At 68.8% G+C, this 24,120-nt stretch carries 30 protein-coding genes and 1 tRNA gene; 15 read left to right on the forward strand and 16 right to left on the reverse strand.

Annotation, left to right across the window (positions count from 1 at the left end; all coding sequences use genetic code 11):
* Window positions 1-74, reverse strand: a tRNA-Ile gene (locus TTY48_RS02015).
* A gap of 189 nt (window positions 75-263) precedes the next feature.
* On the opposite strand from TTY48_RS02015, the gene TTY48_RS02020 reads away from it, so the two are divergent.
* A complete protein-coding gene (locus TTY48_RS02020; protein WP_255585464.1) occupies window positions 264-1,430 on the forward strand; it encodes a macrolide family glycosyltransferase in 1,167 nt (388 codons plus the stop codon).
* Here TTY48_RS02020 and TTY48_RS02025 read toward each other — a convergent pair.
* On the reverse strand, window positions 1,427-2,170 hold the full coding sequence (locus TTY48_RS02025; RefSeq protein ID WP_220655921.1) for a YggS family pyridoxal phosphate-dependent enzyme: 744 nt from the start codon (window positions 2,168-2,170) through the stop codon (window positions 1,427-1,429). The two genes, TTY48_RS02020 and TTY48_RS02025, sit on opposite strands and share 4 nt — an antisense overlap.
* Before the next feature lie 33 nt (window positions 2,171-2,203).
* On the opposite strand from TTY48_RS02025, the gene TTY48_RS02030 reads away from it, so the two are divergent.
* Window positions 2,204-2,446: a hypothetical protein gene (locus TTY48_RS02030; protein ID WP_220655922.1), complete on the forward strand. Its 243-nt coding sequence runs from the start codon at window positions 2,204-2,206 to the stop codon at window positions 2,444-2,446.
* 7 nt (window positions 2,447-2,453) lie between these two features.
* Here the strand turns inward: TTY48_RS02030 and dnaG are convergent, their stop codons facing one another.
* Genes dnaG through TTY48_RS02045 form a run of 3 tightly spaced genes read right to left on the reverse strand, consistent with a single transcriptional unit; the run spans window position 2,454 to window position 6,216 of the window.
* Complete coding sequence (dnaG, locus tag TTY48_RS02035; protein ID WP_220655923.1) at window positions 2,454-4,382, reverse strand: DNA primase; 1,929 nt, start codon at window positions 4,380-4,382, stop codon at window positions 2,454-2,456.
* 34 nt (window positions 4,383-4,416) lie between these two features.
* A complete protein-coding gene (locus TTY48_RS02040; RefSeq protein WP_220655924.1) occupies window positions 4,417-5,733 on the reverse strand; it encodes a deoxyguanosinetriphosphate triphosphohydrolase in 1,317 nt (438 codons plus the stop codon).
* Window positions 5,734-5,736: 3 nt separating this feature from the next.
* Complete coding sequence (locus TTY48_RS02045; RefSeq protein ID WP_220655925.1) at window positions 5,737-6,216, reverse strand: cold-shock protein; 480 nt, start codon at window positions 6,214-6,216, stop codon at window positions 5,737-5,739.
* Between the two features lie 32 nt (window positions 6,217-6,248).
* On the opposite strand from TTY48_RS02045, the gene TTY48_RS02050 reads away from it, so the two are divergent.
* From TTY48_RS02050 to TTY48_RS02075, 6 genes are all read left to right on the forward strand, one after another.
* The gene (locus TTY48_RS02050; protein WP_220655926.1) at window positions 6,249-6,680 is read left to right on the forward strand and encodes a lipoprotein LpqH; all 432 of its coding nucleotides are present in this window, start codon (window positions 6,249-6,251) and stop codon (window positions 6,678-6,680) included.
* A gap of 76 nt (window positions 6,681-6,756) precedes the next feature.
* The gene (locus tag TTY48_RS02055; RefSeq protein ID WP_220655927.1) at window positions 6,757-7,143 is read left to right on the forward strand and encodes a hypothetical protein; all 387 of its coding nucleotides are present in this window, start codon (window positions 6,757-6,759) and stop codon (window positions 7,141-7,143) included.
* Window positions 7,144-7,776 carry a DUF3558 family protein gene (locus TTY48_RS02060; RefSeq protein ID WP_220655928.1) on the forward strand — a complete coding sequence of 211 codons (633 nt, stop codon included), beginning with the start codon at window positions 7,144-7,146 and terminating at the stop codon, window positions 7,774-7,776.
* Between the two features lie 6 nt (window positions 7,777-7,782).
* A complete protein-coding gene (locus tag TTY48_RS02065; RefSeq protein WP_255585465.1) occupies window positions 7,783-8,481 on the forward strand; it encodes a DUF3558 family protein in 699 nt (232 codons plus the stop codon).
* A 96-nt stretch (window positions 8,482-8,577) separates the two neighbouring features.
* On the forward strand, window positions 8,578-9,186 hold the full coding sequence (locus TTY48_RS02070) for a DUF3558 family protein (RefSeq protein WP_374758698.1): 609 nt from the start codon (window positions 8,578-8,580) through the stop codon (window positions 9,184-9,186).
* Window positions 9,187-9,237: 51 nt separating this feature from the next.
* Window positions 9,238-10,470, forward strand: coding sequence for a hypothetical protein (locus TTY48_RS02075; protein ID WP_220655929.1), 1,233 nt, complete (start codon window positions 9,238-9,240; stop codon window positions 10,468-10,470).
* A gap of 32 nt (window positions 10,471-10,502) precedes the next feature.
* Here the strand turns inward: TTY48_RS02075 and TTY48_RS02080 are convergent, their stop codons facing one another.
* Window positions 10,503-11,906 (reverse strand): glycine--tRNA ligase, encoded by a 1,404-nt coding sequence (locus TTY48_RS02080; protein ID WP_374758674.1) that lies wholly within the window; start codon window positions 11,904-11,906, stop codon window positions 10,503-10,505.
* Between the two features lie 158 nt (window positions 11,907-12,064).
* Between TTY48_RS02080 and TTY48_RS02085 the strand changes: the two genes are divergently transcribed.
* Both TTY48_RS02085 and TTY48_RS02090 read left to right on the forward strand, forming a co-directional pair.
* Window positions 12,065-12,406 (forward strand): metalloregulator ArsR/SmtB family transcription factor, encoded by a 342-nt coding sequence (locus tag TTY48_RS02085; RefSeq protein ID WP_220658412.1) that lies wholly within the window; start codon window positions 12,065-12,067, stop codon window positions 12,404-12,406.
* Window positions 12,403-12,819 carry a Fur family transcriptional regulator gene (locus TTY48_RS02090; protein WP_220655931.1) on the forward strand — a complete coding sequence of 139 codons (417 nt, stop codon included), beginning with the start codon at window positions 12,403-12,405 and terminating at the stop codon, window positions 12,817-12,819. Before TTY48_RS02085 ends, TTY48_RS02090 begins: the two co-directional genes overlap by 4 nt.
* 7 nt (window positions 12,820-12,826) lie before the next feature.
* Here TTY48_RS02090 and TTY48_RS02095 read toward each other — a convergent pair whose 3' ends face one another.
* Genes TTY48_RS02095 through TTY48_RS02115 form a run of 5 tightly spaced genes read right to left on the reverse strand, consistent with a single transcriptional unit; the run spans window position 12,827 to window position 16,239 of the window.
* Window positions 12,827-13,435 (reverse strand): TetR/AcrR family transcriptional regulator, encoded by a 609-nt coding sequence (locus TTY48_RS02095; RefSeq protein ID WP_220655932.1) that lies wholly within the window; start codon window positions 13,433-13,435, stop codon window positions 12,827-12,829.
* Window positions 13,432-14,613, reverse strand: a complete 1,182-nt coding sequence (locus TTY48_RS02100; protein WP_220655933.1) for an NAD(P)/FAD-dependent oxidoreductase — start codon at window positions 14,611-14,613, stop codon at window positions 13,432-13,434. Before TTY48_RS02100 ends, TTY48_RS02095 begins: the two co-directional genes overlap by 4 nt.
* Window positions 14,610-14,798 (reverse strand): rubredoxin, encoded by a 189-nt coding sequence (locus TTY48_RS02105; protein ID WP_068529986.1) that lies wholly within the window; start codon window positions 14,796-14,798, stop codon window positions 14,610-14,612. Before TTY48_RS02105 ends, TTY48_RS02100 begins: the two co-directional genes overlap by 4 nt.
* Before the next feature lie 20 nt (window positions 14,799-14,818).
* On the reverse strand, window positions 14,819-14,980 hold the full coding sequence (locus TTY48_RS02110) for a rubredoxin (RefSeq protein ID WP_220655934.1): 162 nt from the start codon (window positions 14,978-14,980) through the stop codon (window positions 14,819-14,821).
* On the reverse strand, window positions 14,977-16,239 hold the full coding sequence (locus tag TTY48_RS02115) for an alkane 1-monooxygenase (protein ID WP_220655935.1): 1,263 nt from the start codon (window positions 16,237-16,239) through the stop codon (window positions 14,977-14,979). Before TTY48_RS02115 ends, TTY48_RS02110 begins: the two co-directional genes overlap by 4 nt.
* Before the next feature lie 208 nt (window positions 16,240-16,447).
* On the opposite strand from TTY48_RS02115, the gene TTY48_RS02120 reads away from it, so the two are divergent.
* The 4 genes from TTY48_RS02120 to TTY48_RS02135 are packed head-to-tail and all read left to right on the forward strand — an operon-like array spanning window position 16,448 to window position 19,107.
* Complete coding sequence (locus TTY48_RS02120) at window positions 16,448-16,873, forward strand: MarR family winged helix-turn-helix transcriptional regulator (RefSeq protein WP_220655936.1); 426 nt, start codon at window positions 16,448-16,450, stop codon at window positions 16,871-16,873.
* 36 nt (window positions 16,874-16,909) lie between these two features.
* On the forward strand, window positions 16,910-17,332 hold the full coding sequence (locus tag TTY48_RS02125; RefSeq protein ID WP_304941252.1) for an organic hydroperoxide resistance protein: 423 nt from the start codon (window positions 16,910-16,912) through the stop codon (window positions 17,330-17,332).
* Between the two features lie 27 nt (window positions 17,333-17,359).
* Window positions 17,360-18,355, forward strand: a complete 996-nt coding sequence (locus TTY48_RS02130) for a zinc-binding dehydrogenase (RefSeq protein WP_220655938.1) — start codon at window positions 17,360-17,362, stop codon at window positions 18,353-18,355.
* Window positions 18,352-19,107, forward strand: a complete 756-nt coding sequence (locus TTY48_RS02135; protein WP_220655939.1) for a bifunctional 2-polyprenyl-6-hydroxyphenol methylase/3-demethylubiquinol 3-O-methyltransferase UbiG — start codon at window positions 18,352-18,354, stop codon at window positions 19,105-19,107. Before TTY48_RS02130 ends, TTY48_RS02135 begins: the two co-directional genes overlap by 4 nt.
* A 1-nt stretch (window position 19,108) precedes the next feature.
* On the opposite strand, the gene TTY48_RS02140 is transcribed toward TTY48_RS02135, so the two are convergent.
* The 3 genes from TTY48_RS02140 to recO are packed head-to-tail and all read right to left on the reverse strand — an operon-like array spanning window position 19,109 to window position 21,106.
* Complete coding sequence (locus TTY48_RS02140; RefSeq protein WP_220655940.1) at window positions 19,109-19,516, reverse strand: hypothetical protein; 408 nt, start codon at window positions 19,514-19,516, stop codon at window positions 19,109-19,111.
* Entirely contained in the window at window positions 19,513-20,325 is an 813-nt protein-coding gene (locus TTY48_RS02145; protein ID WP_220655941.1) for an isoprenyl transferase, read from the reverse strand. The genes TTY48_RS02140 and TTY48_RS02145 overlap by 4 nt, the downstream gene beginning before the upstream one ends.
* Window positions 20,303-21,106: a DNA repair protein RecO gene (gene recO, locus TTY48_RS02150; protein WP_220655942.1), complete on the reverse strand. Its 804-nt coding sequence runs from the start codon at window positions 21,104-21,106 to the stop codon at window positions 20,303-20,305. Before recO ends, TTY48_RS02145 begins: the two co-directional genes overlap by 23 nt.
* Window positions 21,107-21,168: 62 nt before the next feature.
* On the opposite strand from recO, the gene TTY48_RS02155 reads away from it, so the two are divergent.
* On the forward strand, window positions 21,169-22,842 hold the full coding sequence (locus TTY48_RS02155; RefSeq protein WP_220655943.1) for a hypothetical protein: 1,674 nt from the start codon (window positions 21,169-21,171) through the stop codon (window positions 22,840-22,842).
* Here the strand turns inward: TTY48_RS02155 and era are convergent.
* Together era and TTY48_RS02165 are read right to left on the reverse strand one after the other, a co-directional pair.
* Window positions 22,839-23,804: a GTPase Era gene (era, locus tag TTY48_RS02160; RefSeq protein ID WP_220655944.1), complete on the reverse strand. Its 966-nt coding sequence runs from the start codon at window positions 23,802-23,804 to the stop codon at window positions 22,839-22,841. The two genes, TTY48_RS02155 and era, sit on opposite strands and share 4 nt — an antisense overlap.
* A complete protein-coding gene (locus TTY48_RS02165) occupies window positions 23,801-24,070 on the reverse strand; it encodes a cytidine deaminase (protein ID WP_255585710.1) in 270 nt (89 codons plus the stop codon). Before TTY48_RS02165 ends, era begins: the two co-directional genes overlap by 4 nt.
* Window positions 24,071-24,120: the final 50 nt, after the last annotated feature.

The raw sequence follows: 24,120 nt of genomic DNA on the forward strand, positions 1-24,120 counted from the left end.
TGGGGCAGGTGGGGCTCGAACCCACGACCAGCGGATTATGAGTCCGCGGCTCTAACCGACTGAGCTACTGCCCCCGATTCCGACGGTCACCGTCGGCGTGGACATCGTACTCGGCGCGCTCCCCCGCCCTGGGCGGCCCGGCGGCTCGTTCTGTGACATCTCCCATTGCGGACTGCAAACCGCCCCTGCCAGGATCGGATCACCTGGTACATGGGAGGGATCGAATCGCCGTGGCGCACATCGTAATGGTCGGAATACCGGCAATGGGGCACATCATGCCCAGCCTGGAGGTGATCCGAGAACTGGTGGACCGCGGCCACCGGGTCTCGTACGTCAACGACTCCCGTACGGCGGACCCCATCATTGGCACCGGTGCCGACCTCATCGACTACGGATCGCTCATCCCCGACGACGAGGCGAAGTTCCCCGGGGGGCCCCTCGGCGCCATGAACGTCTTCCTCGACGACGCGATCCACATGCTTCCGCAGCTGCGCGCGGCGTTCGACGCGGACCCGCCGGATCTGCTCCTGTTCGACAGCGCAGCGTTCGCGGGCCGCGTGTACGCCGCGTCGCGCGGCCTGCCCGCCGTCATGATGGCGTCGTCGACGATCGCCTGGGACGGCTATCACGAGGAGGTCGGAGCCGCGATGCGCGCGCTCCCCGGCGCCGACGAGTGGCACGAGCGGTTCGCCGCATGGCTGCGCGCGGAGGGCCACGACTCCGGCGCTCCGACGGACTTCGCCGGAGCGTCCGACCGCGCCATCGCCGCGCTGACCCGCGCGATGCAACCCCACCTGGATCGGGTGGATCAGGAGCGAGTCACCTTCGTGGGACCGTGTTTCGCGACGACGCGCACCGCGGACGAGCCGGTCGAGGTCCCAGACGGCGATCGGCTACTGCTGGTCTCGCTCGGGTCCACCTTCACCCGCCGCCCCGATTTCTACCGCTCCTGCATCGCCGCCTTCGGCGATCTTCCGGGCTGGCACACCATCATTCAGATCGGCCCGTTCGTCGACCCCGCCGATCTCGGCGCCGTCCCCGATTCGGTCGAGATCCGCTCGTGGGTGCCGCAGCGTGCGGTCTTGCGCCGCGCCGATGCCTTCATCACCCACGCCGGCATGGGCGGGTGCAGCGAGGCGCTGATCAACGGGGTGCCGATGATCGCGGTGCCGCAGGCGGCGGACCAGTTCCAAAACGCCGATCGTCTCGTGGAGCTAGGGGTGGGCCGGCGCCTCGACACCGCGGACGCCACCCCCGCGGCGCTACGAACCGCCCTCCTCGATCTCGTCGCCGACGATGCGGTCGCCGAGCGCGTGCGCGAATGGCAGCGCGACACCGCCGAACTGGGCGGCACCGACCGCGCCGCCGACCTCATCGAGGGCATCCTGCGCGATCGCTCCGCCGCGACGGCGGACACCGCCGCCGGCTAACCCCCGGACGGCCAGTAATGGCTGTCCGGGAGCGCCCGTGAACCGAAGATGGCCTGCCCCACCCGAACACAGGTGGCACCCTCCTCGATCGCGACCTCGTAGTCGCCGGACATCCCCATCGACAGTTCCGTCAGACCGGGTTCGACGTCCAGGGCAAGATCGCGGATGCCCCGCAGTCTGCGGAAGCACTCGCGCACCCGCGCCTCGTCGGACGAGAACTCCGCGAGCGTCATGAACCCGCGCACCCGCAGGGCCGTGAACGCGGGCAGCTCACGCAGGAAGCCGGGCACCGCGTCGGGTGCGAGCCCGTACTTCGATTCCTCGGCCGAGGTGTTCACCTGCACGTACACATCCAGGCCGCGCCCTTCGAGCTGGAGTCTGCGGTCGAGCGCCTCGGCCACCCGCACGCTGTCGAGCGCCTGGAACTCGGCGGCGAAGGCCGCCACGTCCTTGGCCTTGTTGGTCTGCAGGTGCCCGATCACCGCCCACGCCACGTCGAGGTCGGCCATCTCCTGCGACTTCCGTTTGGCCTCCTGGACCTTGTTCTCCCCCAGCTCCCGGCAGCCGGCCGCGACGGCGAGCCGGAGCCGCTCCTGCGGCACCGTCTTGCTCACCGGGAGCAGTCGCACGTCCGACGGTGCGCGCCCCACTCGCGCCGCTGCCGCGTCGATCCGGGCGCGGACCGCGGCGAGGTTCGCCGCGAACTCCTCGACGGTCTGCGCGGGCGGGTACGAGGTCATGAGGGCAGGGTATCCGGCGGGTACAGTGGCCTCATGATCCGTCTGGTTATCGCCGCAGGTGCCGGCTACGTGCTGGGCACCAAGGCCGGGCGTCGTCGGTACGAGCAGATCAACCGCACCGCGAAGGCCATCGCCACCAGCCCGGTGACGAAGAAGGCCGTCGAGGTGGGCCGCCGCAAGCTCGCCGATTCGCTGCACCCCGATCCGAAGATGCGCACGATGCGCGAGATCGACGCCGATACGGTGGTCTACTCCCCCAAAACCGACCTCGATTAGCGGCTGACTAGTAGCCCGTGTCGCCCACGGCCAGCTTGAGCAGGCTCTGCCGGTAGGACTCGAGCGCCACGAGGTCGCCGAACAGCCGGTTGTAATCGTCGTCGGCGTTGGGCGACATGCGCTTGAGCTTGGACTTCAGATCGGCCACCTGGCCGCCGACCCACACCTCCTGCAGGCGCGCGAGCACCCCCTCGACGTACCGCGGCGAGGGCTCGCCCTGTACCTCGAGCGGTTCCACCGCGAGCTCGGTGACCAGTGCCTCCAGCACCGGACCGTCGGCGTGCCGCACCACAGTGTCGACCCACTCCGCGCCGCCCAGACCCGCAGCGATACCGCCCGCGCCCTCGATGGCGAGCCGGATGGCCCGGTACGCAGGGTCGGTGAACATGTCGTCGGAGAGCGCGTCGAAAACGGTGCCCGCCAGCGCCGGGGCCTGCAGGGCGCATTTGAGCACCTCGCGTTGCACCCAGAGCACCGGGTCGGCCGGATTGGGCCGCTGCGGCCCGGCGGGACGGGTCTCCGGGACCGGGGCGGCCGGAACGTCACGCACCCGGTTGGTCGACGGTGCCGGCGCACCCGGGGCGGGGCGCCCCTCACCCCGTCGGATCCTCGCGGATTCCTCGCGCACCCGGCGCAGCACCTGGGCCACATCGTCCCAGCCGACCCAGCCGGCCAGCTGCCGGGCGTACTCGTCGCGCAGGGACATGTCCTTGATCCGGGCCACCACGGGCACGGACCGGCGCAGGGCGTGCACGCGGCCCTCGGCGGTATCGAGATCGAACTCGGCGATCAGTGTCTTGACCACGAACTCGAACATGGGCACCCGCTGCGCGATCAGGTCGCGTACGGATTCGTCGCCGTGGCGCTGGCGCAGTTCGCACGGGTCCATACCGTCCGGGGCGATCGCCACGAACGACTGTCCGGCGATCTTCTGGTCGCCCTCGAAGGCCTTCATGGCGGCGGCGCGACCGGCCTCGTCACCGTCGAAGGTGTAGATCACCTCGCCGCGGAAGTAGCTGTCGTCCATCATGAGTCGCCGTACCAACGAGACGTGGTCCTCGCCGAAGGCGGTACCACAGGAGGCAACGGCGGTCTCGACGCCCGAGGCGTGCATGGCCATCACATCGGTGTAGCCCTCGACCACCACCACCTGATGCCCCTTGGCGATGTGCTTCTTGGCGTGGTCGAGACCGAACAGCACCTGAGACTTCTTGTACAGCATGGTTTCCGGCGTGTTCATGTACTTGCCGAGGTTGTCGTCGTCGAACAGCTTGCGCGCTCCGAAGCCGATCACGTCGCCGCCGAGGTTCTTGATCGGCCACAGCAGCCTGCGGTGGAAGCGGTCGATCGGACCCCGCTGTCCCTGCTTCGACAGGCCGGCGGCTTCCAGCTCCTTGACGTCGAATCCCTGGCGCAGCAACGCCTTCGTCATGGTGTCCCAGCCCGAGGGCGCGTAGCCGCAGCCGTAGAACGCCGCGTCCTCCTCGGAGAAATCGCGGTCCTTGAGGTAGGTGCGGGCGATCTCCGCCTCGGGGCTGCGGAGCTGCTCGGCGTAGAACTTCTGCGCGGCGGCGTTGGCGGCCACGAGCCGCATCCGGGTGCCACGGTCCTGCTTCGGTCCGGGGGTGCCGCCCTCGTAGCTGATCTGGATGCCCACCTTGTCGGCGAGCTGCTCCACGGCCTCCACGAAGGGCACGTGCTCGATCTTCTGCAGGAAGGAGATGACGTCGCCGCCCTCGCCGCAGCCGAAGCAGTGGAAGAAGCCCTGCGTGGGGCGCACGTGGAAGCTGGGGGTCTTCTCGTCGTGGAACGGGCACAGGCCCTTCATCGACCCCACGCCGGCGGGGCGCAGTGCTACGTACTCGCCGACCACGTCCTCGATGCGCGCGCGGTCGCGGATCGCCGCGATGTCACGCTCCGGGATTCTGCCGACCACGAGACGAGTCTAGTCGTTCGGAGTCCGGACCGGTTCAGTCGATGGCCTCGTCGATGCGCTCGAGGCGCGTCTCCGTCATCGAGGCGATCTGATCGACCACCACGCGCAGCCGGGCGGCGTCGGTGTCCGCGGCCAGGTAGGCGGGCGAGTACAGCGGGTCGATGTTCGACGGTGACGCCCCCATCAGCCAATCGGCCACGCGGTGGATCCGCATCCGCTGCCCCTGCTGAATCGCGAGGTGCTTCTGGTTGGAGTAGATGTACTGCAGCGCCATCGTCTTGAGCAGCACCACCTCGGCACGGACGGTGCGCGGCACTTCGAGATCGGCCTGGTAACGGCACACCGGTCGGTCGCCGGTGGCGGTGCGCGTGGCGTTGATCGCCGCGGAGGCGAACCGCCCGACCAGCTCACTGGTCATCCGCTTGAGCGCGACCGACGAGGCGAGGCTGCCGTCGTAGCGGGTGGCGTCGGCGACCACGTCGAAGGCCGCCAACCGCGCTCCCGCCTCCTCCAGCTCGGCGGCGTCCACGCCGCGGAAGCTGGTGGCGCCGAACCCGGACAGGTTGCGGACCTCCTCGGCGGAGGCCAGTGCGCGCAGATCCAGGCGGCCCGACAGCACACCGTCCTCCACGTCGTGCACCGAGTAGGCCACATCGTCCGACCAGTCCATGACCTGGGATTCGAGGCACTGGCGCCGGCCGTGCGGTCCGTCCTCACCACCGCGCATCCAGTCCAGGATGTGGGCGTCGTCGTCGTAGACGCCGAACTTTCCGCCCGGCTCCCGGCGCAGCCACGGGTACTTGGTGGCCGAGTCGAGTGCGGCGCGGGTCAGGTTCAGGCCGACGGACTCGCCGTTCGCGTCGAGCACCTTCGGTTCGAGCCGGGTGAGGATGCGCAGGTTCTGCGCATTGCCCTCGAAGCCGCCGATGTCGGTGGCCAGCTCGTCGAGGGCGCGCTCGCCGTTGTGCCCGTACGGCGGGTGGCCGATGTCGTGCGCCAGTCCGGCGAGGTCCACGAGGTCGGGGTCGCAGCCGATGCCGAGGGCGATGCCGCGGCCGATCTGGCTGACCTCCAGCGAGTGGGTGAGACGGGTGCGCGGCGTATCGCCCTCGCGTGGACCCACCACTTGGGTCTTGTCCGCGAGCCTGCGGAGCGCCGCCGAGTGCAGTACGCGGGCCCGGTCGCGGGCGAAGGCGGAACTGTGCCCCTCCCACCGCGGCGCCTCCCATTGCGGGCCGGAGAACAGCGTGGGTTCCGAATCCGTCTCCAGGCCCGCCGTCTTCGGCGCTTCGGAGACGATGCGCTCGACGTCTGCGGGCTGGTACGCGGCGGGGCCGGGTAGCAGCGGCACCGGCTACTCGGTGACCCAGCCGCGCACGAACGCGAAGTCCGCGAAGCGCTGCCGGATCGCGATGATCTGGCCGGCGGTCAGGTCATCGGAGGAGTCGAGCAGCTGCTCGGTGATCTCGTCCAGGAAGGCCTGCATGCCCAGCGCCCCGGCAGCGGCGGCGCGCGGCGCGGCCTCGCGGCGCGGAGCCTCCCGGCGCTCGGGCCGATCGCCCCGGTCGTTGCGGGAGTCGCGGTGATCGCGCGAGTCGCGGTGGTCCCGACGGGGAGCGGCGGCGGGCGCGCCGCCGACCACGGCCACGTTCACGGCCTTGAGGCCCTTATCGCCCTTCTCCACCTCGAAGGTCACCTCGGTACCGGGACGGAGCGCCGACTCGTCGAAGTCGATGTCGTTGACGTGGAGGAAGACATCCTCGCCGCCGTCCGCCGGGGCGAGGAAGCCGAAGCCACGCTGCGTGTCGAAATGAACAACCTTGCCGCTCGTCATGGGAATGAGTATCCCACGGGTACCTTGTGTCCATGCGAATCCGTCCCCTGACCGCCCGCGCGGCGGCCTGCGCCACCATCGCCGGCGCCCTCGTCGCCGCATCGGCGTGCACCTCCCCCAACATCGACTCCAGCACGGTGGTCGAGGTCGACGGGAAGCGGCAGGACGCCGCCGAGTACGTGAACGCGGGATGCCAGCGGGTGGGCGATTCGATCTCGATCGGCTCGGGCAGCGTGCAGACCGCGCGGGGCGTGGGCGCGATGATCACCGACGGCAACCCGCCGCGGGTGAACACTCTGTTCATCGCGACCGGCGGCAACGTGATGACGGTGACGAACACGCCCCTCGGACAAATCGGTTCGGCCACCACCTCGCGGGCCGGCAACCGCTACACGATCACCGGCGAAGCACGTGCCGCAGACCTGAGCACCAAGAAGTTCCGCGTCGAGGTCACCTGTAGCTGACTATGACCAACCGATCGGGAACCGATCGCTGAGCTGGCGCGTCCAATACATGAGGACTCGACTGGCGGAGGCGTGCGTGGACCCGGAGATGGAAGCGATGATCGCGATCGCCCGCGAGCGGGCCAAGGCTCGCCCGATGATGGTGGTCGACGGAAACCCGCAGGAAGAGATCGCGAGGGCTCTCGAACGGCATGCCGAGCGCCTACGAACTGCTGCGAGAGATGTGTACGACGTGGGCACCCACAACTACCTGGGCGACACAGTCGAAGGCGTTGCGGCGACCAACAACGTCCGCGTGGCTGTGGTGACGCACGAACACTCGATCTACAACCGAATGATGGCGCAGGCTAGCGCCGCAGAGGGAATGGCCGACGGAATGCGACGACTCCGGCGCGATCTGGAGAGGCGCGAGAGTGAGGGGACCGACAACATAAGCCAGGTCGCTCAACAGGCGGGCGGCTGAATGCGCAGAAGCTATGCCGCAGGCGTCGTGCTTGTCCTAACAATCACGGGCTGCACGACATCCCTGCGCGGCGAAGCCGTGAGCGCCAGCGGCGACAGCCGAAACACGGCGACAGCGGTGCCATCAGCACAGGTCCTGACCGGAGTGCCGAGAATGCCTTTGCCCTTCACGCCGACGATCCAGGGTCGAACTAACGAACGCAACGACGGGTCCAGCTTCGAACCCTGCACCGCATACTCAGCGCAGGAGCTCCGCGACCTCAACATCGAGCCAGCCTCGCTGCAGGACGCCGCTAAGTCCAATTCACCGAACTTCCGCGGCTGCCACTGGACAAGCATCAAGGCTGGCCCTGCTGACCGGACCTACCTCGACTATTCGCAGGTCGTCGGCAAGAGGATCTCTCTCGACGCCTACAAACGCGAACAGAACTTCCGCGCTTGGCAGCCTGACCGAGTCGTCATGGGACGACGCCTCGCCGTCGCACCAATGAAATACGACTGCACCGCCGCATTCATATCCGAATCCGCGGTCGTGACCACCGGGGCAATAGCCCTCTCCCCATCACCTGGACTAACACGTGAATGCGATGCTGCGGTCGCCTTCGCGACCCTCGCAATCTCGAAAGCCCCGTAGAACACCGTGGCAGACGGCAACCGGGCGGGCCATGCATTGCGTCCGAACCGCAGGTGCGCTGACACCAGCATTTGGCGCTGGATTCCTGCTGTCGGCATCGCGTGCACGCTCGCGCTCAGCGGCTGCACGACCTCCGTTCCGGGCGCACCCGTGAGCGCCGATCGAGACAGCCAAGCTGAAGAGACAGATGCGCCGCCAACGATGAGCCAGACAGGCCCGCCCACGGCACCACTGCCGTTCACACCGGCGATCCAGGGCCGAACGAACGAACGCAACGACGGATCCAGCTTCGAGCCCTGCACCGCCTACACATCTCAAGAGATACGTGCACTCAACATTGACCCCGCTTCGGTCAAAGACGCTGCCATCTCGAATTCACCGAACTTCCGCGGCTGCCACTGGATCAGCGTCAAGGCGAACCCGACCGACCGGAACTACCTCAACTACTCCCAGATCGTGGGCAAGCGGATCACCCTGGAGGCCTACAAGCGCGAGCAGAGCTTCCGACCATGGCAGCCCGACCGTATCGTCATGAGGCGGCGACTAGCTGTCGCACCGACGAAGTACGACTGCACAGCCGCCTTCATTTCCGAGGCCGCCGTGGTCATCACCGGAACAATCACGCCGTACCCTTCATCTGGGCTGGTACGAGAGTGCGATGCAGCGGTCGCCTTCGCGACCCTCGCAATCTCGAAAGCCCCGTAGAACACCGTGGCAGACGGTAACCGGGCGGGCCATGCATTGCGCCGGAATCGCAGGTGCGCTGACACCAGCACTAGGCGCTGGATTCCTGCTGTCGGCATCGCGTGCACGCTCGCGCTCAGCGGCTGCACGACGTCCGTTCCGGGCAATCCCGTGAGCGCCGGTCGACACAGTCAAGTCCAGGTGACGGCCGCACCAGCAACTCCAAGCCGAACGGCAGCGCCGACGGCACCACTGCCGTTCGCGACTACTGTCGAGGGCCGGACCAACGAGCGCAACGACGGGACTCGATTCGAACCGTGCATCGCTTACACCTCGCAGGAACTCCGCGTCCTCAACATTGATCCGACCACGATCAGAGATGCTGGCAAATCTCGATCGCCCAACTTTCGCGGATGCCATTGGAGTGGCGTCAGGTCGAGCACTAGCGATCGCGAATACCTGAACTTCTCGCAGATCGTCGGCAATCAGGACACCCTGGATGGTTACAAGCGCGATCAGAACTTCCGCTCCTGGCAGCCAGACCGGATGGTGCAGGGCCGCCGCCTGGCGGTCGCGACCACGCCCACCGACTGCACCGCCGTCTTCCTCTCTGAGGCGGCTGTCGTCATCACCGGCGCGCTCCCTCTCCGTGCGTCCCCCGGGCTGACGCGTGAGTGTGACGCCGCCATCGCGTTCGCCACCCTCGCGATCTCGAAAGCGCCGTAGCGTCCGGGCGGAGATCGGGAACCGATCGACGCGCACATGCGTCCAATCAATATGGCGGACTTCCAAACGGTAGGTGCAACTCCTTTCGACGGGTGGTCGCGGTTCCAGATCCGCCTGTTCGCCCAAAGCCTGTCGGGGGCCGGGATCGCCGCCGATAAGGAGGCGATCCTCGCCGCCTCCCTCGCCCAGATGGACAGCATCGCCGAGCTGGAACGCGATGTCGCCTCACAGACGTCCAAGTGGCTGGGTGACCCGGCTCCGCGCTCGTTCGAGGTGGTCGGCAACTATGTGACGGCCTCCTATGAATCGGCCGTATCGGCGGCCGGAGTGATCAATCAGGTCAACGGCCTCTCCGACACGGCCACGAGGACCAACGAGCAGTTCCGCGATTGCTCTGTGCGGGACACCGATTCCGGCGGCGTCGGTGGGGAACTGGCGGCGCAGCTCCGCTCCATCTACACCTCGCCCGTACAGGCCGATGCCTCGACGCTCCCGCTGGGCGACGAGGTGAAGAAGCCGACGTTCGACGGGGACACCGGCACCTCCGGCCCGCAGGGGCCGGCACCGATCAGCGCACCCGGCGGATCCGCGTCCGGCGGAACCCCGGCGAGCGGGCCGTCGTCCGGCGGGGCCGGCACGGACACGGCCGCGTCGACTCCGTCCGACCCCTCCGCCGACGGCGTCACGGCCGACGGCGTCACTGCGGACGAGACGAACAGCGCTGCAGGAGCCCCTGGCGCACCGTCGACCTCGGGAACCGGGCAGCCTCCCGGGACCAGCCCCGCCTGGACGCCCGAGTCCGCCGGATCGACCGACGGTATCCCGGCCGCCGGTGAGAACGGCACCGTACGGACCGACCGCTATGACGGCGGTGGCTCGAATCTGACTCCACTGTTCTCGCCGGCCGCGAGCGCCGCGATAGGCGGGGGCCGTTCACCTGGCGGCGGCGCCGGCGGCCTGCGCGCCGGAGGCGGCCCATCGCCGCTCGGGCTGCGGTCGGAGGGCTCAGCGCTGCGGTCCGCCACATCCACCGCAGCGGTGTCCGGGCCGTCCGCCTCGGGTGCGCGTGCGACTTCCACGCCCCTCGGCGGAACGCCCGGCGCGGCGGGCGGTCAGCGCGGCGCCGGCGACGGACGGCACCGGACACCGGGCTACCTGGTCAATCGGACCAACGGGGAGGAGATCATCGGCACCAACCCGCTCGTGGGCCCCGGGGTGATCGGCGAATGGCGCCATGAGACCACCGCCGACAAACCCCCTAGGCGAGACCCTCGCCCGAATTGATCAGCGCCGCACTGGCGACCGGCCGGTAGGGCTCAGCAGCCCAGCAGGCGGGCGGCGAGGTACTCGCGCACCTGCGCCAGCGGCACACGCTCCTGCGCCATGGTGTCGCGCTCGCGCACCGTCACCGAATCGTCCTCGAGCGTGTCGAAGTCCACGGTGATGCAGAACGGCGTGCCGATCTCGTCCTGGCGACGGTAGCGCTTGCCGATGCCCTGCGCGTCGTCGAAGTCGACGTTCCAGAACTGACGCAGCTCGGCGGCCAGCTCACGAGCCTTCGGCGAGAGCTTCTCGTCGCGCGAGAGCGGCAGCACGGCCACCTTGACCGGCGCCAGGCGGCGGTCGAGCTTGAGCACCACGCGGGTGTCGGTGCCGCCGTTGGCCTTCGGCACCTCCTCCTCGGTGTACGCGTCCACGAGGAAGGCCATCAGCGAGCGGGTGAGGCCGGCTGCGGGCTCGATGACGTAGGGCGTGTACCGCTCGCCCGACTGCTGGTCGAAGAACTCCAGCGACTCGCCCGAGTGCTTCGTATGGGTGCTGAGGTCGAAGTCGGTGCGGTTGGCGATGCCCTCGAGCTCGCCCCACTCGCTGCCCGTGAACTCGAAGCGGTACTCGATGTCGACGGTGCCCTTGGAGTAGTGGCTCAGCTTCTCCTGCGGGTGCGTGAACAGGCGCAGGTTCTCCGGATCGATACCCAGATCCGTGTACCACTTGAGGCGGTAGTCGATCCAGTACTGGTGCCACTCGTCGTCGTCACCGGGCTTGACGAAGAACTCCATCTCCATCTGCTCGAACTCGCGGGTCCGGAAGATGAAGTTGCCGGGCGTGATCTCGTTGCGGAAGCTCTTGCCGATCTGGCCGATGCCGAAGGGCGGCTTCTTGCGCGCGGTGGTCATCACGTTCTTGAAGTTCACGAAGATGCCCTGTGCGGTCTCGGGCCGCAGGTAGTGCAGGCCCTCCTCCGACTCGATCGGGCCGAGGTAGGTCTTGAGCATCATGTTGAAGTCGCGGGGCTCGGTCCACTGGCCCTTGGTGCCGCAGTCGGGGCACACGATCTCCGTCATCGGCACGTCGTCGGGGTTGATCTCCTCACCCTTGGCGGCACGCTTCTCGGCGAAGGCCTCCTGCAAGTGGTCCTGACGGTGCCGCTTGTGGCAGTTCAGGCACTCGACGAGCGGATCGTTGAACACCGAGACGTGGCCGGACGCGACCCACACCTGTCGGGGCAGGATGATCGCGCTGTCCAGACCCACCACGTCGTCGCGCGAGGTGATCATGTTGCGCCACCACTGCTTCTTGATGTTCTCCTTGAGCTCCACGCCCAGCGGCCCGTAGTCCCACGCCGACTTCGTGCCGCCGTAGATCTCACCCGACTGGAAGACCAGTCCCCTGCGCTTGCACAGGTTGGCGACGGTATCGACTTTGGTTGCTTTGGCCACGGCGCGCTTCATCTCCGACGTCTCGACAGGCAGGTACGAACGTGTCGACTCTACCGGTCGACCGGCCCGCAATGCCGCGATGGGAGGCCTCCACCAGGGCGGCTTGACGTAGCCGACTTCGCATATGAAAATGGTTGGCGATAACAGGAGGTGTCCCCATTCCTACCGACATCGCGGACTGCTCGGTCGACGAGGCGAGCGCACAACCCGAGCCCGAGATCCTCGCCGCCACCGGAGACCTGCTTCGCGCCCTCGCGGCGCCGGTGCGGATCTCGATCGTGCTCGAACTCATGCGCACCGACCTGTGCGTACATCAGCTCGTCGACATGCTCGGCGTCACCCAGCCCCTCGTGAGCCAGCATCTGCGGGTCCTCAAATCCGCGGGAGTGGTCCGCGGCGAGCGCAACGGCCGCGAGATCACCTACCGGCTCGTGGACGACCACCTCGCCCACATCGTGGTCGACGCCGTGGCGCACGCCACGGAACGGCAGGGGGCATGACGATGACGGGCAACACCGCGAAGGCGACGGGGGTGCGCGCCACCAAACAGCGCGGCGCCATCACGCAGGCGCTGCGCTCGGTCTCGGAATTCAAGTCGGCCCAGGAACTGCATGAGCAGTTGCGCACCAACGGGGAGTCGATCGGGCTCACCACGGTGTACCGGAACCTGCAGGCGATGGCGGAGGCCGGCGCGGTCGACACCCTGCGCACCGATAGTGGCGAGGCGCTGTTCCGGCTCTGCTCGGGCGAGCATCACCATCACCATCTGGTATGCCGCGAGTGCGGCCGCACGGTGGAGGTCACCGACCGCGCGGTGGAATCGTGGTCCGCGAAAACCGCTGCTGCCCACGGCTTCAGCGATGTCACGCACACACTGGAGATCTTCGGGCGCTGCGCCGACTGCCGCGGCTGACCCCGGCTCAGTCGCGCAGGGCCCGGTCGAAGAAGGGCGAGAGCGCGGTGGCCACCTCGGTGGCGGCCTCCTCCGGCCCCTCCAGCGGCATGGTGAGGTGGCTGAAGGCCAGGCGCACCAGCACACCGGCGGCCACCTGAGCATCGGCCCGGCGGACCTGCGCCCAGCTCAGGGCGAGGATCTCGGCGAGGCCTGCGGAGGCGCGCTTGAGGATCGGGGTGCCGTCCACGGTGACGATTCCCACGAGGTCGCGGTGCGGGTTCGGACCGGCGATGTTGACCACCACCGGGTCTCCCATTCCGATCTCGAAGACGCCGCGCATGGCGTCCTCGATCGCGGCGTCGATATCGCCCGGGTGCGCGTCGACGCGCTGCTGGACGAACGCCAGCAGCCCGTCGACGAACCGGGTCACGTACGCGACCGCCAGTCCCTTGCGGGACCCGAACTCGTTGTACAGCGTCTGCCGGCTGACGCCGGCCTGCCGTGCGACCGCGGCCATGGTGACCGCCGACCAGTCCTTACCGCGCAGCACCGTGCTCACCGCGTCGAGCGCTTGATCGCGCACGGTGGGCTTGGCGGCGGCGGGCAGATCGTTCCCGGTCGCGACGGCGGTCATGGCACCCTCGCCCCCGTGATCTTCTCGGCGAGCTCGCCGCGGACGGCGCGCAGTTCCTTCGGGCGGCCCATCGCCACCGCGCCCACGAGGGCGCCGTCCCTGCTGCATCGCGCCACGAAGGTGCCGCCCTCAGCCGCTTCCACGGTTCCGTCCACCTCCAGCGCGTCGTCTGCCGCGGGCCATCCCGCGAACTGCAGTACCGCCCCGAACTGGTTCGACCAGCCCCAGGGCACCGTGGGCGCCGGCGCTCCACCGAGGAGGACCTGCGCCACCGCCGTGCCCTGATCCTGTGCCGCCGACCAGTTCTCGGCGCGGTAGGTGCCGCCCTCGATCGGGTTGGGCACCCGCGCGCAGTCGCCGATGGCGTAGACGTCCTCGGCGGAACTGCGGTACCGCTCATCGACCAGGATACCGTCGTCCACCCGCAGGGCCAGGCGCTCGGCCAGTCCCGTGTCGGGTGCGCTGCCGACCGCGACCACCAGCAGGTCCGCGACCACCGCTGCACCGTCGGGCAGCGTGACGGCCACCTGGTCGGGATCGACGGTGATCGCCCCGGGCCGCACACCGAGTAGCAGGTCGACCCCGGCGCCGCGCTGCAGCGCGCCCAGCCGCCGGCCGATCGCCGGCGGGACCACCCGGGCGAGCGGCAGCGGCGCCCGCTCGATCACGGTGACCGTGGCCCCCAGTTTGGCTGCGGCGGAGGCGACCTCGGAGCCGATCAGTCCGGCACCGAGGACGATCACGGAGCCGGCCCGGCCGAGCTCGTCGCGCAGTCCGACCGCGTCCGCGTAGTCGCGCAGGTACTTCACGCGCGGTCCCGGTTCCAGGCCGGGGAGGTGGCGCGCCGCGCCGCCGGTGGCCAGCACCAGCGAGTCGTAGCCGAGGGCGGCACCGTCGGACAGCTCCAGGGTGTGGGACCCGGTGTCCCCGCCGGTCACGGTGACTCCGGTCCGCACGGCGATGCCGGCCTCGTCCCAGTGCGTTGCCGGCTTCAGCAGGGCCTTCTCGACCTCCATGCCGGCCAGGAGAACGTCCTTGCTGAGCGTGGGACGCCGGTACGGGAGGTGCGGTTCGCGCCCGACGAGCGTGACCGCTCCGTCGTATCCGCCGGACCGCAGCGCCAGGGCCGCGGTGGCGCCCGCGACGCCCGTGCCGACGATCACCACGCCGTCGCTCATCCCCGCGCCACCTCGACCATCTCGAAGTCGGCTTTAGCGGCACCGCAGTCGGGACAGGACCAGTCGTCGGGGATGTCGTCCCAGCGGGTACCGGGCTCGATGCCGTCCTCGGGCCAGCCCTCGGCCTCGTCGTACTCGAATCCGCACTGCAGGCAACGGAACAGCTTGAAGGGTGCGTCGCTCATGATGGTTCCAATCCCCCGCTCTAGACGGGCTCGAAGTCGATCTTGTCGCGGACCCCGCAGTCGGGGCAGTTCCAGTCGTCCGGGATATCGGCCCAGGCGGTGCCCGCCGGCCATCCCTCCCGAGGTGCGCCGGCGGCCTCGTCGTACACGTAGTCGCAGATGGGGCACTTGAAGGCGCTCATGCGGCGGCCTGCTCTCCCGTGGCGGTGGCGCCGTACTGCGCGAGCACCTTGTCGCGGACACGGGGGTGGATGTTCACCTTGGTGATGTCGCCGTCGTAGTGCTCCAGCACGCGGTGGTCCATCATCCGGCGCCACAGCGGCGGGAAGTAGGTGAGACCGATGAGCGTGGCGTAGCCCTGCGGCAGCGACGGTGCCTCCTCGAAGGAGCGCAGCGTCTGGTACCGACGCGTGGGGTTGGCGTGGTGATCACTGTGCCGCTGCAGGTGGTACAGGAAGACGTTGGTGATGATGCGGTCCGAGTTCCACGAGTGCCGCGGGGCGCAGCGCTCGTAGCGGCCGGAGGCCAGCTTCTGCCGCATGAGGCCGTAGTGCTCCAGGTAGTTGACCGACTCGAGCAGGCTGAAGCCGTAGACGCCCTGGATGATCAGGAAGGGCAGCACGTACCAGCCGAAGATCGCGGTGAGCACTCCGTAGAGGACCACGGTCATGAGCCAAGCGTTGAGCACATCGTTCTTCAGCGTCCACGGGCTCTTGTCGAGCCGCTTCAGGCGGGTCTTCTCCAGCTCCCACGAGGACTTCAGGCTGCCCCACACGCTGCGCGGCAGGAACTCCCAGAAGGTCTCGCCGAACCGGCCGCTGGCCGGATCCTCGGGGGTGGCGACGCGCACGTGGTGGCCGCGGTTGTGCTCGATGAAGAAGTGGCCGTACATGGCCGGCGCCAGGGTGAGCTTGGCGATCCAGCGCTCGTTCTCGGGCTTCTTGTGGCCGAGCTCGTGGCCGGTGTTGATGCCGATACCGGCAACGACTCCCAGGCTGAGGGTGAGGCCGATCTTGCTGATCAGGCTGAGCCCGCCGCCGGCGGCGTAGACGCCGCCGAGCCAGGTGAGGTTGTCGGCCGTGAGGAAGTAGCACATGGCCACCAGGGAGGCGAGCTGGAAGGGCAGGAAGATGTAGGTGAGCCAGCGGTAGTACTTGGAATCCTCCAGGGCCTCCATCACCTCCTCCGGCGGGTTCTCGCCATCGTCACCGGCCTTGATGTCGACGATCGGGAGGATCACGTACAGCAGGAGCGGCCCGATCCACCAGAGCACCGGGGCCAGGTATATCAGCGGGGTCTGCCCGAGGCCGAGCAGCCACATCAGGCCCACGGCGAAGAACAGCGCGGTGGGAACGAAGAGTCCCCACAGCCACAGTCGCTTCTTGTGGTCCGTCCAGACGGCCTCTTTGCCGTCGGCGTCGATATAAGCGAGGCCCTTCACGGTGCCCTCCTTACTGATCGCCCCTCGCGGGGCTGTGACTGAGGTCATAAGCTCTGCGCTCAGTATTTGACACATTAGAGTCGTTTGTCAAGCAATTCGTGGACATATCTCGCTGATTTGTAAAGTCGCTGGTCGGCGAGCGTGGAGCGACCGCGAACATCGGCCGATTTCGATTGCGCACAATCCAGTTGTGTGCAATATTCGAGGAGTGGAACACGAGGAGCTGCTGGACTCACAGGTCTGCTTCGCGTTGTACTCGGCCTCGAAAGTCGCCGCCAACGCGTACCGCGAGGGACTGTCGACCTTGGGCCTGACCTACACCCAGTACGTCACGCTGCTGGCGCTCTGGGAGCAGGACGGCATCACCGTCTCCGCCCTGGGCGAGCGCCTGCGGTTGGACAGCGGAACACTGTCGCCCCTCCTGCGCCGACTGGAGGCGATGGAGCTGGTGGAGCGGCGCCGCGACCAGGAGGACGAGCGAATGGTCACCGTGCACGTCACCGATTCCGGGCGCGCGATGCAGCCCCGGGTTGCGGCGGTGCAGCGCGAGGTGCGCGAACGCTTCAACCTGTCCCCCGACGAAGCGAAGACCCTCCGCGACCTCGCCAAGCGCTTCTGCGCGGTCCACGACTGATCTCATTCATCCCCCATCACGAGGAGTCACAGCATGATCGACGTCAAGTACACCGCCGAGGCGATCGCCACGGGCGCCGGCCGCGACGGCCACGTCCGCACCGACGACGGCCGGGTCGACCTGGATCTCGCGATCCCCGTCGGCATGGGCGGCAGCGGCGAAGGCTCGAACCCCGAGCAGCTCTTCGCATCCGGCTACGCCGCCTGCTTCCACTCCGCACTGCAGCTCGTGGCACGTACCCGCAAGGTCGCGATCGACGGATCGAGTGTCGGTGCGCGCGTGGGCATCGGCCCGAACGGTGACGGCGGATTCGCGCTCGTCGTGACGCTCGAAGTGATCATTCCCGAGCTGGATACGGCCACCGCGCAAGAGCTCGCCGATGCCGCGCACCAGGTGTGCCCCTACTCCAATGCCGTCCGCGGCAATGTCGACGTCACCGTGACCGTCGCCGACGACTGACCTTCGAAACCCTCTGAGGAGACCATCATGCGCGCACTCATGCACGACGAATTCGGCGATCCCGCAACCGTGCTCAGCGTCAAGGAGATCCCGGCGCCCGAGCCCCGTCCGGGTCAGGTACTGATCCGTACCCTGCTCGCCTCCATCCACAACCATGACCTGTGGACCGTGAAGGGCGACTACGGCTACAAGCCCACCCTCCCCGCCCGCAGCGGCTCCGAGGCCGTCGGCGTGATCGAGGCGCTCGGCGAGGGCGTCACCGGATTGTCCGTGGGCCAGCGGGTGATGACCGGCGGCGCGTTCGGCACCTGGGCCGAGTACTTCGTGGCCAACGCCGACACCGTGCTGCCCGTTCCCGACGCCATCCCCGACGAGGCTGCGGCCCAACTGTTCGCGATGCCCTTCAGCGCCGCATCGCTGCTGGAGTACCTCCAGGTGCAGCCCGGCGGGTGGATCGTGCAGAACGCCGCCAACGGTATGGTCGGCGGCCTCCTCGCGCAGCTCGCCGCGGCCCGCGGCGTGAACGTGACTGGTCTGGTCCGGCGGTCGGCGGCGGTCGAGGAACTCGCAGCGCTCGGCATCTCCAACGTGATCGCCACCGACACCCCCGACTGGCGCGAGCGCGCCGCCGCCCTCCCGGGCGACACGGGATACGCCGCCGCGGTCGACTCGGTGGGCGGCTCCGCGAGCACCGACCTGGCCCGGCTGCTCGGACAGCGCGGCACCCTCGTCTCCTTCGGCGCCATGAGCGCGGCCGGCGCGGGACAGACCGCACTGCTGGAGATCCCCGTGAACGACGTGATCTTCAAGGAGCTCACCATCAAGGGCTTCTGGGGCCGCACGGTGAGCCAGGAGATGGCGCCCGCGAAACGTCGCGAACTGGTCGAGGAGATCGTGCGCGGCGCCGCCGCAGGCACCCTGAAGCTGCCCGTGGACGGGATCTACGACTTCGACCGGATCGCCGACGCGGCGACCGCGAACGGGCGCCCCGGGCGCTCGGGCAAGATCCTGCTCCGCCCGTGACTCTCGGCCAAGGCGGCGCCGGTGACCGTTCCCGCTTGGCGGCGATCGGCGCCTCGTCGGACGATTTCTCCGTGGCGACGATCGCCCGGCTGTGCCCACCGTCGAACGGATCGATCCTCGATGTGGGCTGCGGCACGGGCGATCTCGCCCGCCGCCTGGCACGAGAGGTGGTGCCCGAGGGCACCGTCACCGCCCTCGACCGGGACGTTTCCGCGATCGGCGCCGACACCGGCGGCCTCGCCGTGGTGACTGCCGATCTGTCGACCTGGTCGCCCACCGAGGGCATCGCCTACGACGTGGTGCATGCGCGGTACGTGCTCGCCCACCTGCCCGATCCCGCTGCGGCGCTCGCGCGGATCTGCTCCTGGGTACGACCGCACGGACACATCGTGATCACCGAACCGCTGGCCCTGCACCTGGACCCGGTGACACCGCAGGCGGTGCGGCGGGTGTTCGACGGCTATCACTCCTGGGCGGAGCGCGGTGGCATGTCGCTCAGCTTCGCCACCGCCGCAGCCGGACTCATCGCAGCGGCCGGCGGCACGGACATCACCGTCGAGACCCGGATTTCGCGGTTCGGCGGCGGGCCGGGTGTGGACCGCTGGGCGGCGCTCATCCGGCCGGTCGCCGACCGGCTGCGCGAGGGCGGCGTGGCGGGCGCGGATCTCGACGAGTTCTTCACCGCCGCGGACGATCCCGCCGTGCACGTGGCGCCGCAGTTGATCGTGACCACTGCAGCGCGCCTGCCCTGACTCAGCCGAGGAGGCGCTTGCGGGTGTTCAAACCCTGCGACAGCAGGAAGGCCACGAAGTCTCGGAGCGCATCGCCGCCGAGTTCGCTTGCCGGGAACGAGTACTGGAGCACCAGATCGGCCGAGACCTCGCGCCGCATCAACCGCAGCGTCCCGAATTGAATCGACTCACCTGCCGCCTCCACATCGGCGACCAACCGGTCGGACAGCGGCAGGTCCAAAGCGATCACCTGGGTCACGGAGTAGAAGTCCAGCCCCTCCGACAACTCGTCGACCTGCACGGAGGCCGGTGCTTCGCCGAATTCGATGCGGATGGTCCCCTCGGCGTCCCGGCGGAGGGGGACGACGGTCCCGAGGGCCGCCTCCAGCCGCCGGCGCAATACGTCGAAGCGCGCGGTGGGGTCCGTCACTTGGTGCCGCCGAATCGCCGGTCCCGCTTGGCGTACTCGAGGCACGCCTCCCAGAGGTTGCGGCGATCGAAATCGGGGAACAGCGTGTCCTGGTACACGTACTCGGCGTAGGCGCTCTCCCACAGCAGGAAGTTCGACGACCGCTTCTCGCCCGACGGCCGCAGGAACAGGTCCACATCGGGCATGTCCGGCTGGTACAGGTAGTGAGCGAAGGTCTGCTCGGTGATGCCCTCCGGCTTGATCTCCCCCGCCGCCGCACGGCGGGCGATCTCACGCGTGGCGTCGACGATCTCGGCGCGGCCGCCGTAGTTGACGCACATCGTGAGCGTCATCACGGTGTTGTTCTTGGTGAGCTCCTCCGCGACCTCGAGCTCCTTGATCACGCTGCGCCACAGGCGCGGACGGCGTCCGGCCCATTTCACGCGCACGCCCATCTCGTTCATCTCATCGCGGCGGCGGCGGATCACATCGCGGTTGAAGCCCATGAGGAAGCGCACCTCGTCGGGACTGCGCGACCAGTTCTCGGTCGAGAAGGCGTACGCCGAGAGGTTCTTCACCCCCAGCTCGATGCACCCGCACACGGTGTCCATGAGCACCGCCTCGCCCTGCTCGTGCCCCTTGGTGCGCGGCAGACCGCGGTCCTGCGCCCAGCGGCCGTTGCCGTCCATCACCAGTGCCACGTGGTTGGGCACCAGCTCCGCGGGGATCTCCGGGGGTGTGGCACCCGAAGGATGCGGGTCCGGCGGCCGGACGGTGCTCGACGTGGCGGTGGGGGCGGCCTTGGCCTTAGCCCGTCGCAATCCCGGCACCGTCTACCTCCGTTCCCCCGGCTCCCGTCGCCGAGGCCGAACTGTGCGGCGCATGCCGCTCGATCATGGGCAGCGATCGCAACTGCCGTCCTACATGCCACTGTAGGTGCGCCGCGGCCAGACCGTTCGCCTGGCGACGCACCCGATCCCCCGTGGTCTCGGCGAAATCGAAATCTGCCCTGGCCAGAGCCACCAACAGGTCCAGCACGCCCTGCGCCAGAACCGCCGACCCCGCGGGGCGGCAGTGCACGCACACCGCGCCGCCGGCCGCCACGTGGAAGGCGCGGTGCGGGCCGTCGTCGCCGCAGCGGGCGCACAGGGTGAGCGCCGGGGCCCAGCCCGCGGCGTCCATCGCGCGGAGCAGGAAGGAGATGAGGATCAGCTCGCGGTCGCGCATGCCCCCGGCGATCGCCCGCAGTGCACCGACGGTGAGCCGGTGCAGCTCCGGTGCCGGGGCGCGCTCCTCACCCGCGAGCCGTTCCGCGGTCTCGATCACGGCGCACGCCGTGGTGTACCGCCCGTAGTCGCCGGCCAGATCACCCGAGTAGGCGGCGATGGAATGCACCTGCGTCACCGTGTCCAGGCTGCGCCCGGGGTAGAGCTGCAGATCGACGTGGGCGAACAGCTCCAGGCGGGCACCGAACCGCGACCGCGGACGGCGCACCCCCTTGGCGACCGCCCGGACCAGGCCGTTCTCCCGGGTCAGCAGCGTGAGGATGTAGTCGGCCTCCCCCAGCTTGTGCTGCCGCAGCACCACAGCGCTGTCCCGGTACGACCTCATACCCTCCATCATCCCACCTCGGACCGACATCGGTCCCGTGTGCCGCTCGTGTCGCGGCGCCCATGGCAGACTGGGCGGTGGAACGTCACGAGGAGATACGACATGACGAACTCGAACGGAAAGGTCGACGCGCCGGAGTCGGCGTGATCAGCCCCCACGACCGCCCGCACGCGGCACTCCCCCTGCGGCTCAGCATCGCGAGCTGGATGCTCGGCGACGGCTCCCCCGAGCCGCCCGTCGTCGGGGAGATCGGCGAATACCGGATCGGCTTCCGCGAGGAGGCCGATCACGACCCCAGTGACGCCGCCGTGAGCGAACTCATCGGCACCGCGACATCAGAGGGTGAACCCACCCCGTTCGGCCGCCGGGGCGAGACGAAGAAGTTGTGCTGGCCGACGACGCTGCAGGGACCCGGGTGGGAGGTCTCCTGGATGTCGCCGCGACCGCCCGGCGGCGTCGAACGTGTACGCGGCTCCGTCTACGCGGACCACGTCTACTACGGGAAACCGAAATCCGTGCGCGGCAGGATCCTTCGCGTTCAGATCGAATCGGTTCTGATGCGGGTGAACCACGAACTGGGTCGGTGGGAGGCGATCCCGGGAACGTACGAGTACAGGGACGTGGAAACCTGCCCGCAGTGGTTCGGCGGGCGCGAGACGACCGGCCCGGACGAGGCTCGGGAGGAGTGGGCAGCCATCGTCGACCTCGACCTCGCCGTGCCCCCGCCGGACCTGACCCCCAGGCTTCTACCGGGGGCCGTAGCGGTCGACGGTGACGTCGCATGGATCGCCGACTGGTCACGCCCGATCGTCGTGCGGTTGGACCTGAGCACGAACGACATCCGCGAGTACGTCCTCCCCGAACCGGTCGGCGGCTTCAGCGGCGCGCCGCCGATCTGGTGCGACGGCCGCACCTGCTGGATCGGCAGGCCCACCGGCCTCTATCGGATCGCCGGCGACGACGTGCGAAAGGTCTGCGACGAGCCACCGGATCAGGTGTTGCGCGGGCACGGCGGGCGACTCCTGGTGATCAACCGGAGGGAGAGTTCACGCCTGCACCTGCTTCCTGATGGCGCAGATGAGCTGCCTCCCTTCCTCTTCGAGGGCGGATGGATGGAATCGGCGATCACTGCCGCCGACGGCTTCCTGCTGCTGATGTCGAACGGCGCGACGGACCCCGAGGACCGGAATCATCGGCTCGTCCGGGTCGGCGCCAGCGGGTCCGTCGATGTCGGCCCCGTCCTGCACGAGCTCGGCCCCAACCCCGGCGGCCTCTCCGGGCGGCCGGTACGGATCAACGGCTCCCATGCGGGGCTCGCGGCTGTCGAGGACCGCGATGGATCCCCACGTGTGCAATGGGTCGACGGCTACGAGGTTCAGCGCGATCTCACGGTGCAGCTCATCAGCGGCGAGCCGCAACCACCGCGCACTTACGCAGCACTCGATGGCGAGCCATGGACCGTCGTTTGGGTGCCCGGCGACCGAGATCGGAGCCAGTGGTGGGAGTTCGATGAGCCGTGCCCGCACCCCGAGGACGAGGACGCCCGACTCCTCGTCCGGCTGCACCCCGAAACGCTCCAGCCCGTCGCGATCGCGCCCGTTCCCTTCCAGCATCCGACGGTGGCGCGCCACGGCGACGACTTCCTCGTGGCGACCGTCTCTGCCCTCTACCGCTGGAGCGGAACCGGCTACTCGGAGCTCGTCGAGATCCCCGTCGCCCAGATGCTCGCCCGCTAGAAGCCCAGGCGGCCCAGCTGCTTCGGGTCGCGCTGCCAGTCCTTGGCGACCTTCACATGCAGCGATAGGAACACCTTGCGGCCCAGCAGCTTCTCGATCTCCGTGCGCGCCTCGGTGCCCACGGCCTTCAGGCGCGAGCCGCCCTTGCCGATGATGATGGCCTTCTGCGAGGGCCGCTCCACGTAGAGCAGCGCGTGCACATCGAGCATCCCCGGCTTGCCGGACTTCTCCTGCGCGTCGGTCTTCTCGCGCTCGAGCACCTCCTCGATCACCACCGCCAGCGAGTGCGGGAGCTCGTCGCGCACGCCCTCCAGTGCGGCCTCGCGGATCAGCTCGGCCATCATGGTGTCGTCGTCGGTGTCGGTCACCTCGTCGTCCGGGTAGAACGCCGGACCGGGCTGCATCTTCGACGCCAGCAACTGGACCAGGTCCTCGACCTGCTCCCCCGATGCGGCCGACACCGGGATCACATCGCTGCCCTCGCCGAGGAACTTCGAGACCGCCAGCAGCTGCTCGGCCACCTTGTCGCGGCCCACCTTGTCGATCTTCGTGACCACGCCCAGCAGCGGCGTGCGCGGCGCCATGTGCCGCACCTGATCGAGGATGTACTTGTCACCGGGACCGATCTTCTCGTCCGCGGGAATCGTGAGGCAGATGATGTCGACCTCGGAGTAGGTGTCACGCACCAGATCGTTGAGCCGCTGCCCCAGCAGCGTGCGGGGCCGGTGCAGACCGGGCGTGTCCACCAGCACCAGCTGGCAGTTCGGGCGGTTGACGATGCCGCGGATGGTGGAACGCGTCGTCTGCGGCCGCGAGCTGGTGATCGCCACCTTGGTCCCCACGAGCGCGTTCGTCAGCGTCGACTTGCCGGTGTTCGGCCGTCCCACGAAACAGACGAACCCCGAACGGAATTCCGTCTCGTCGCCGTCTTCCTGCTCGACCGCATCAGGAGCGTCGGTCATCGTCGGACCTCCCCGGCCGCGTCCACCAGTAGAACGTGCGCCTGCGGCGTCACCTCGCGCAGGGCGGCCACGCCGGGGTCGGCACCGTCGACCTCGCCGATCAGCACCGCTGCCTCGAACCCCTGCGCGCCGGAGCTGACCGCGGAGGCCACCGCCACCTGCAGGGCGGTGAGCGACAGCGACGACAGGGCCACGGGCGCACCGGCGTAGCTCCGGCCGTCCGCATCCCGCACCGCGGCGCCGTGATCGGCACCCGCCCGGCCCATGGCGCCGCGCGCCAGCGTGACGAGCTTGCGGTCCTCCTCGCTGAGGTCGC

The organism is Tsukamurella sp. TY48, assembly GCF_019656655.1.
In the GTDB taxonomy this organism is placed as follows: domain Bacteria; phylum Actinomycetota; class Actinomycetes; order Mycobacteriales; family Mycobacteriaceae; genus Tsukamurella; species Tsukamurella strandjordii.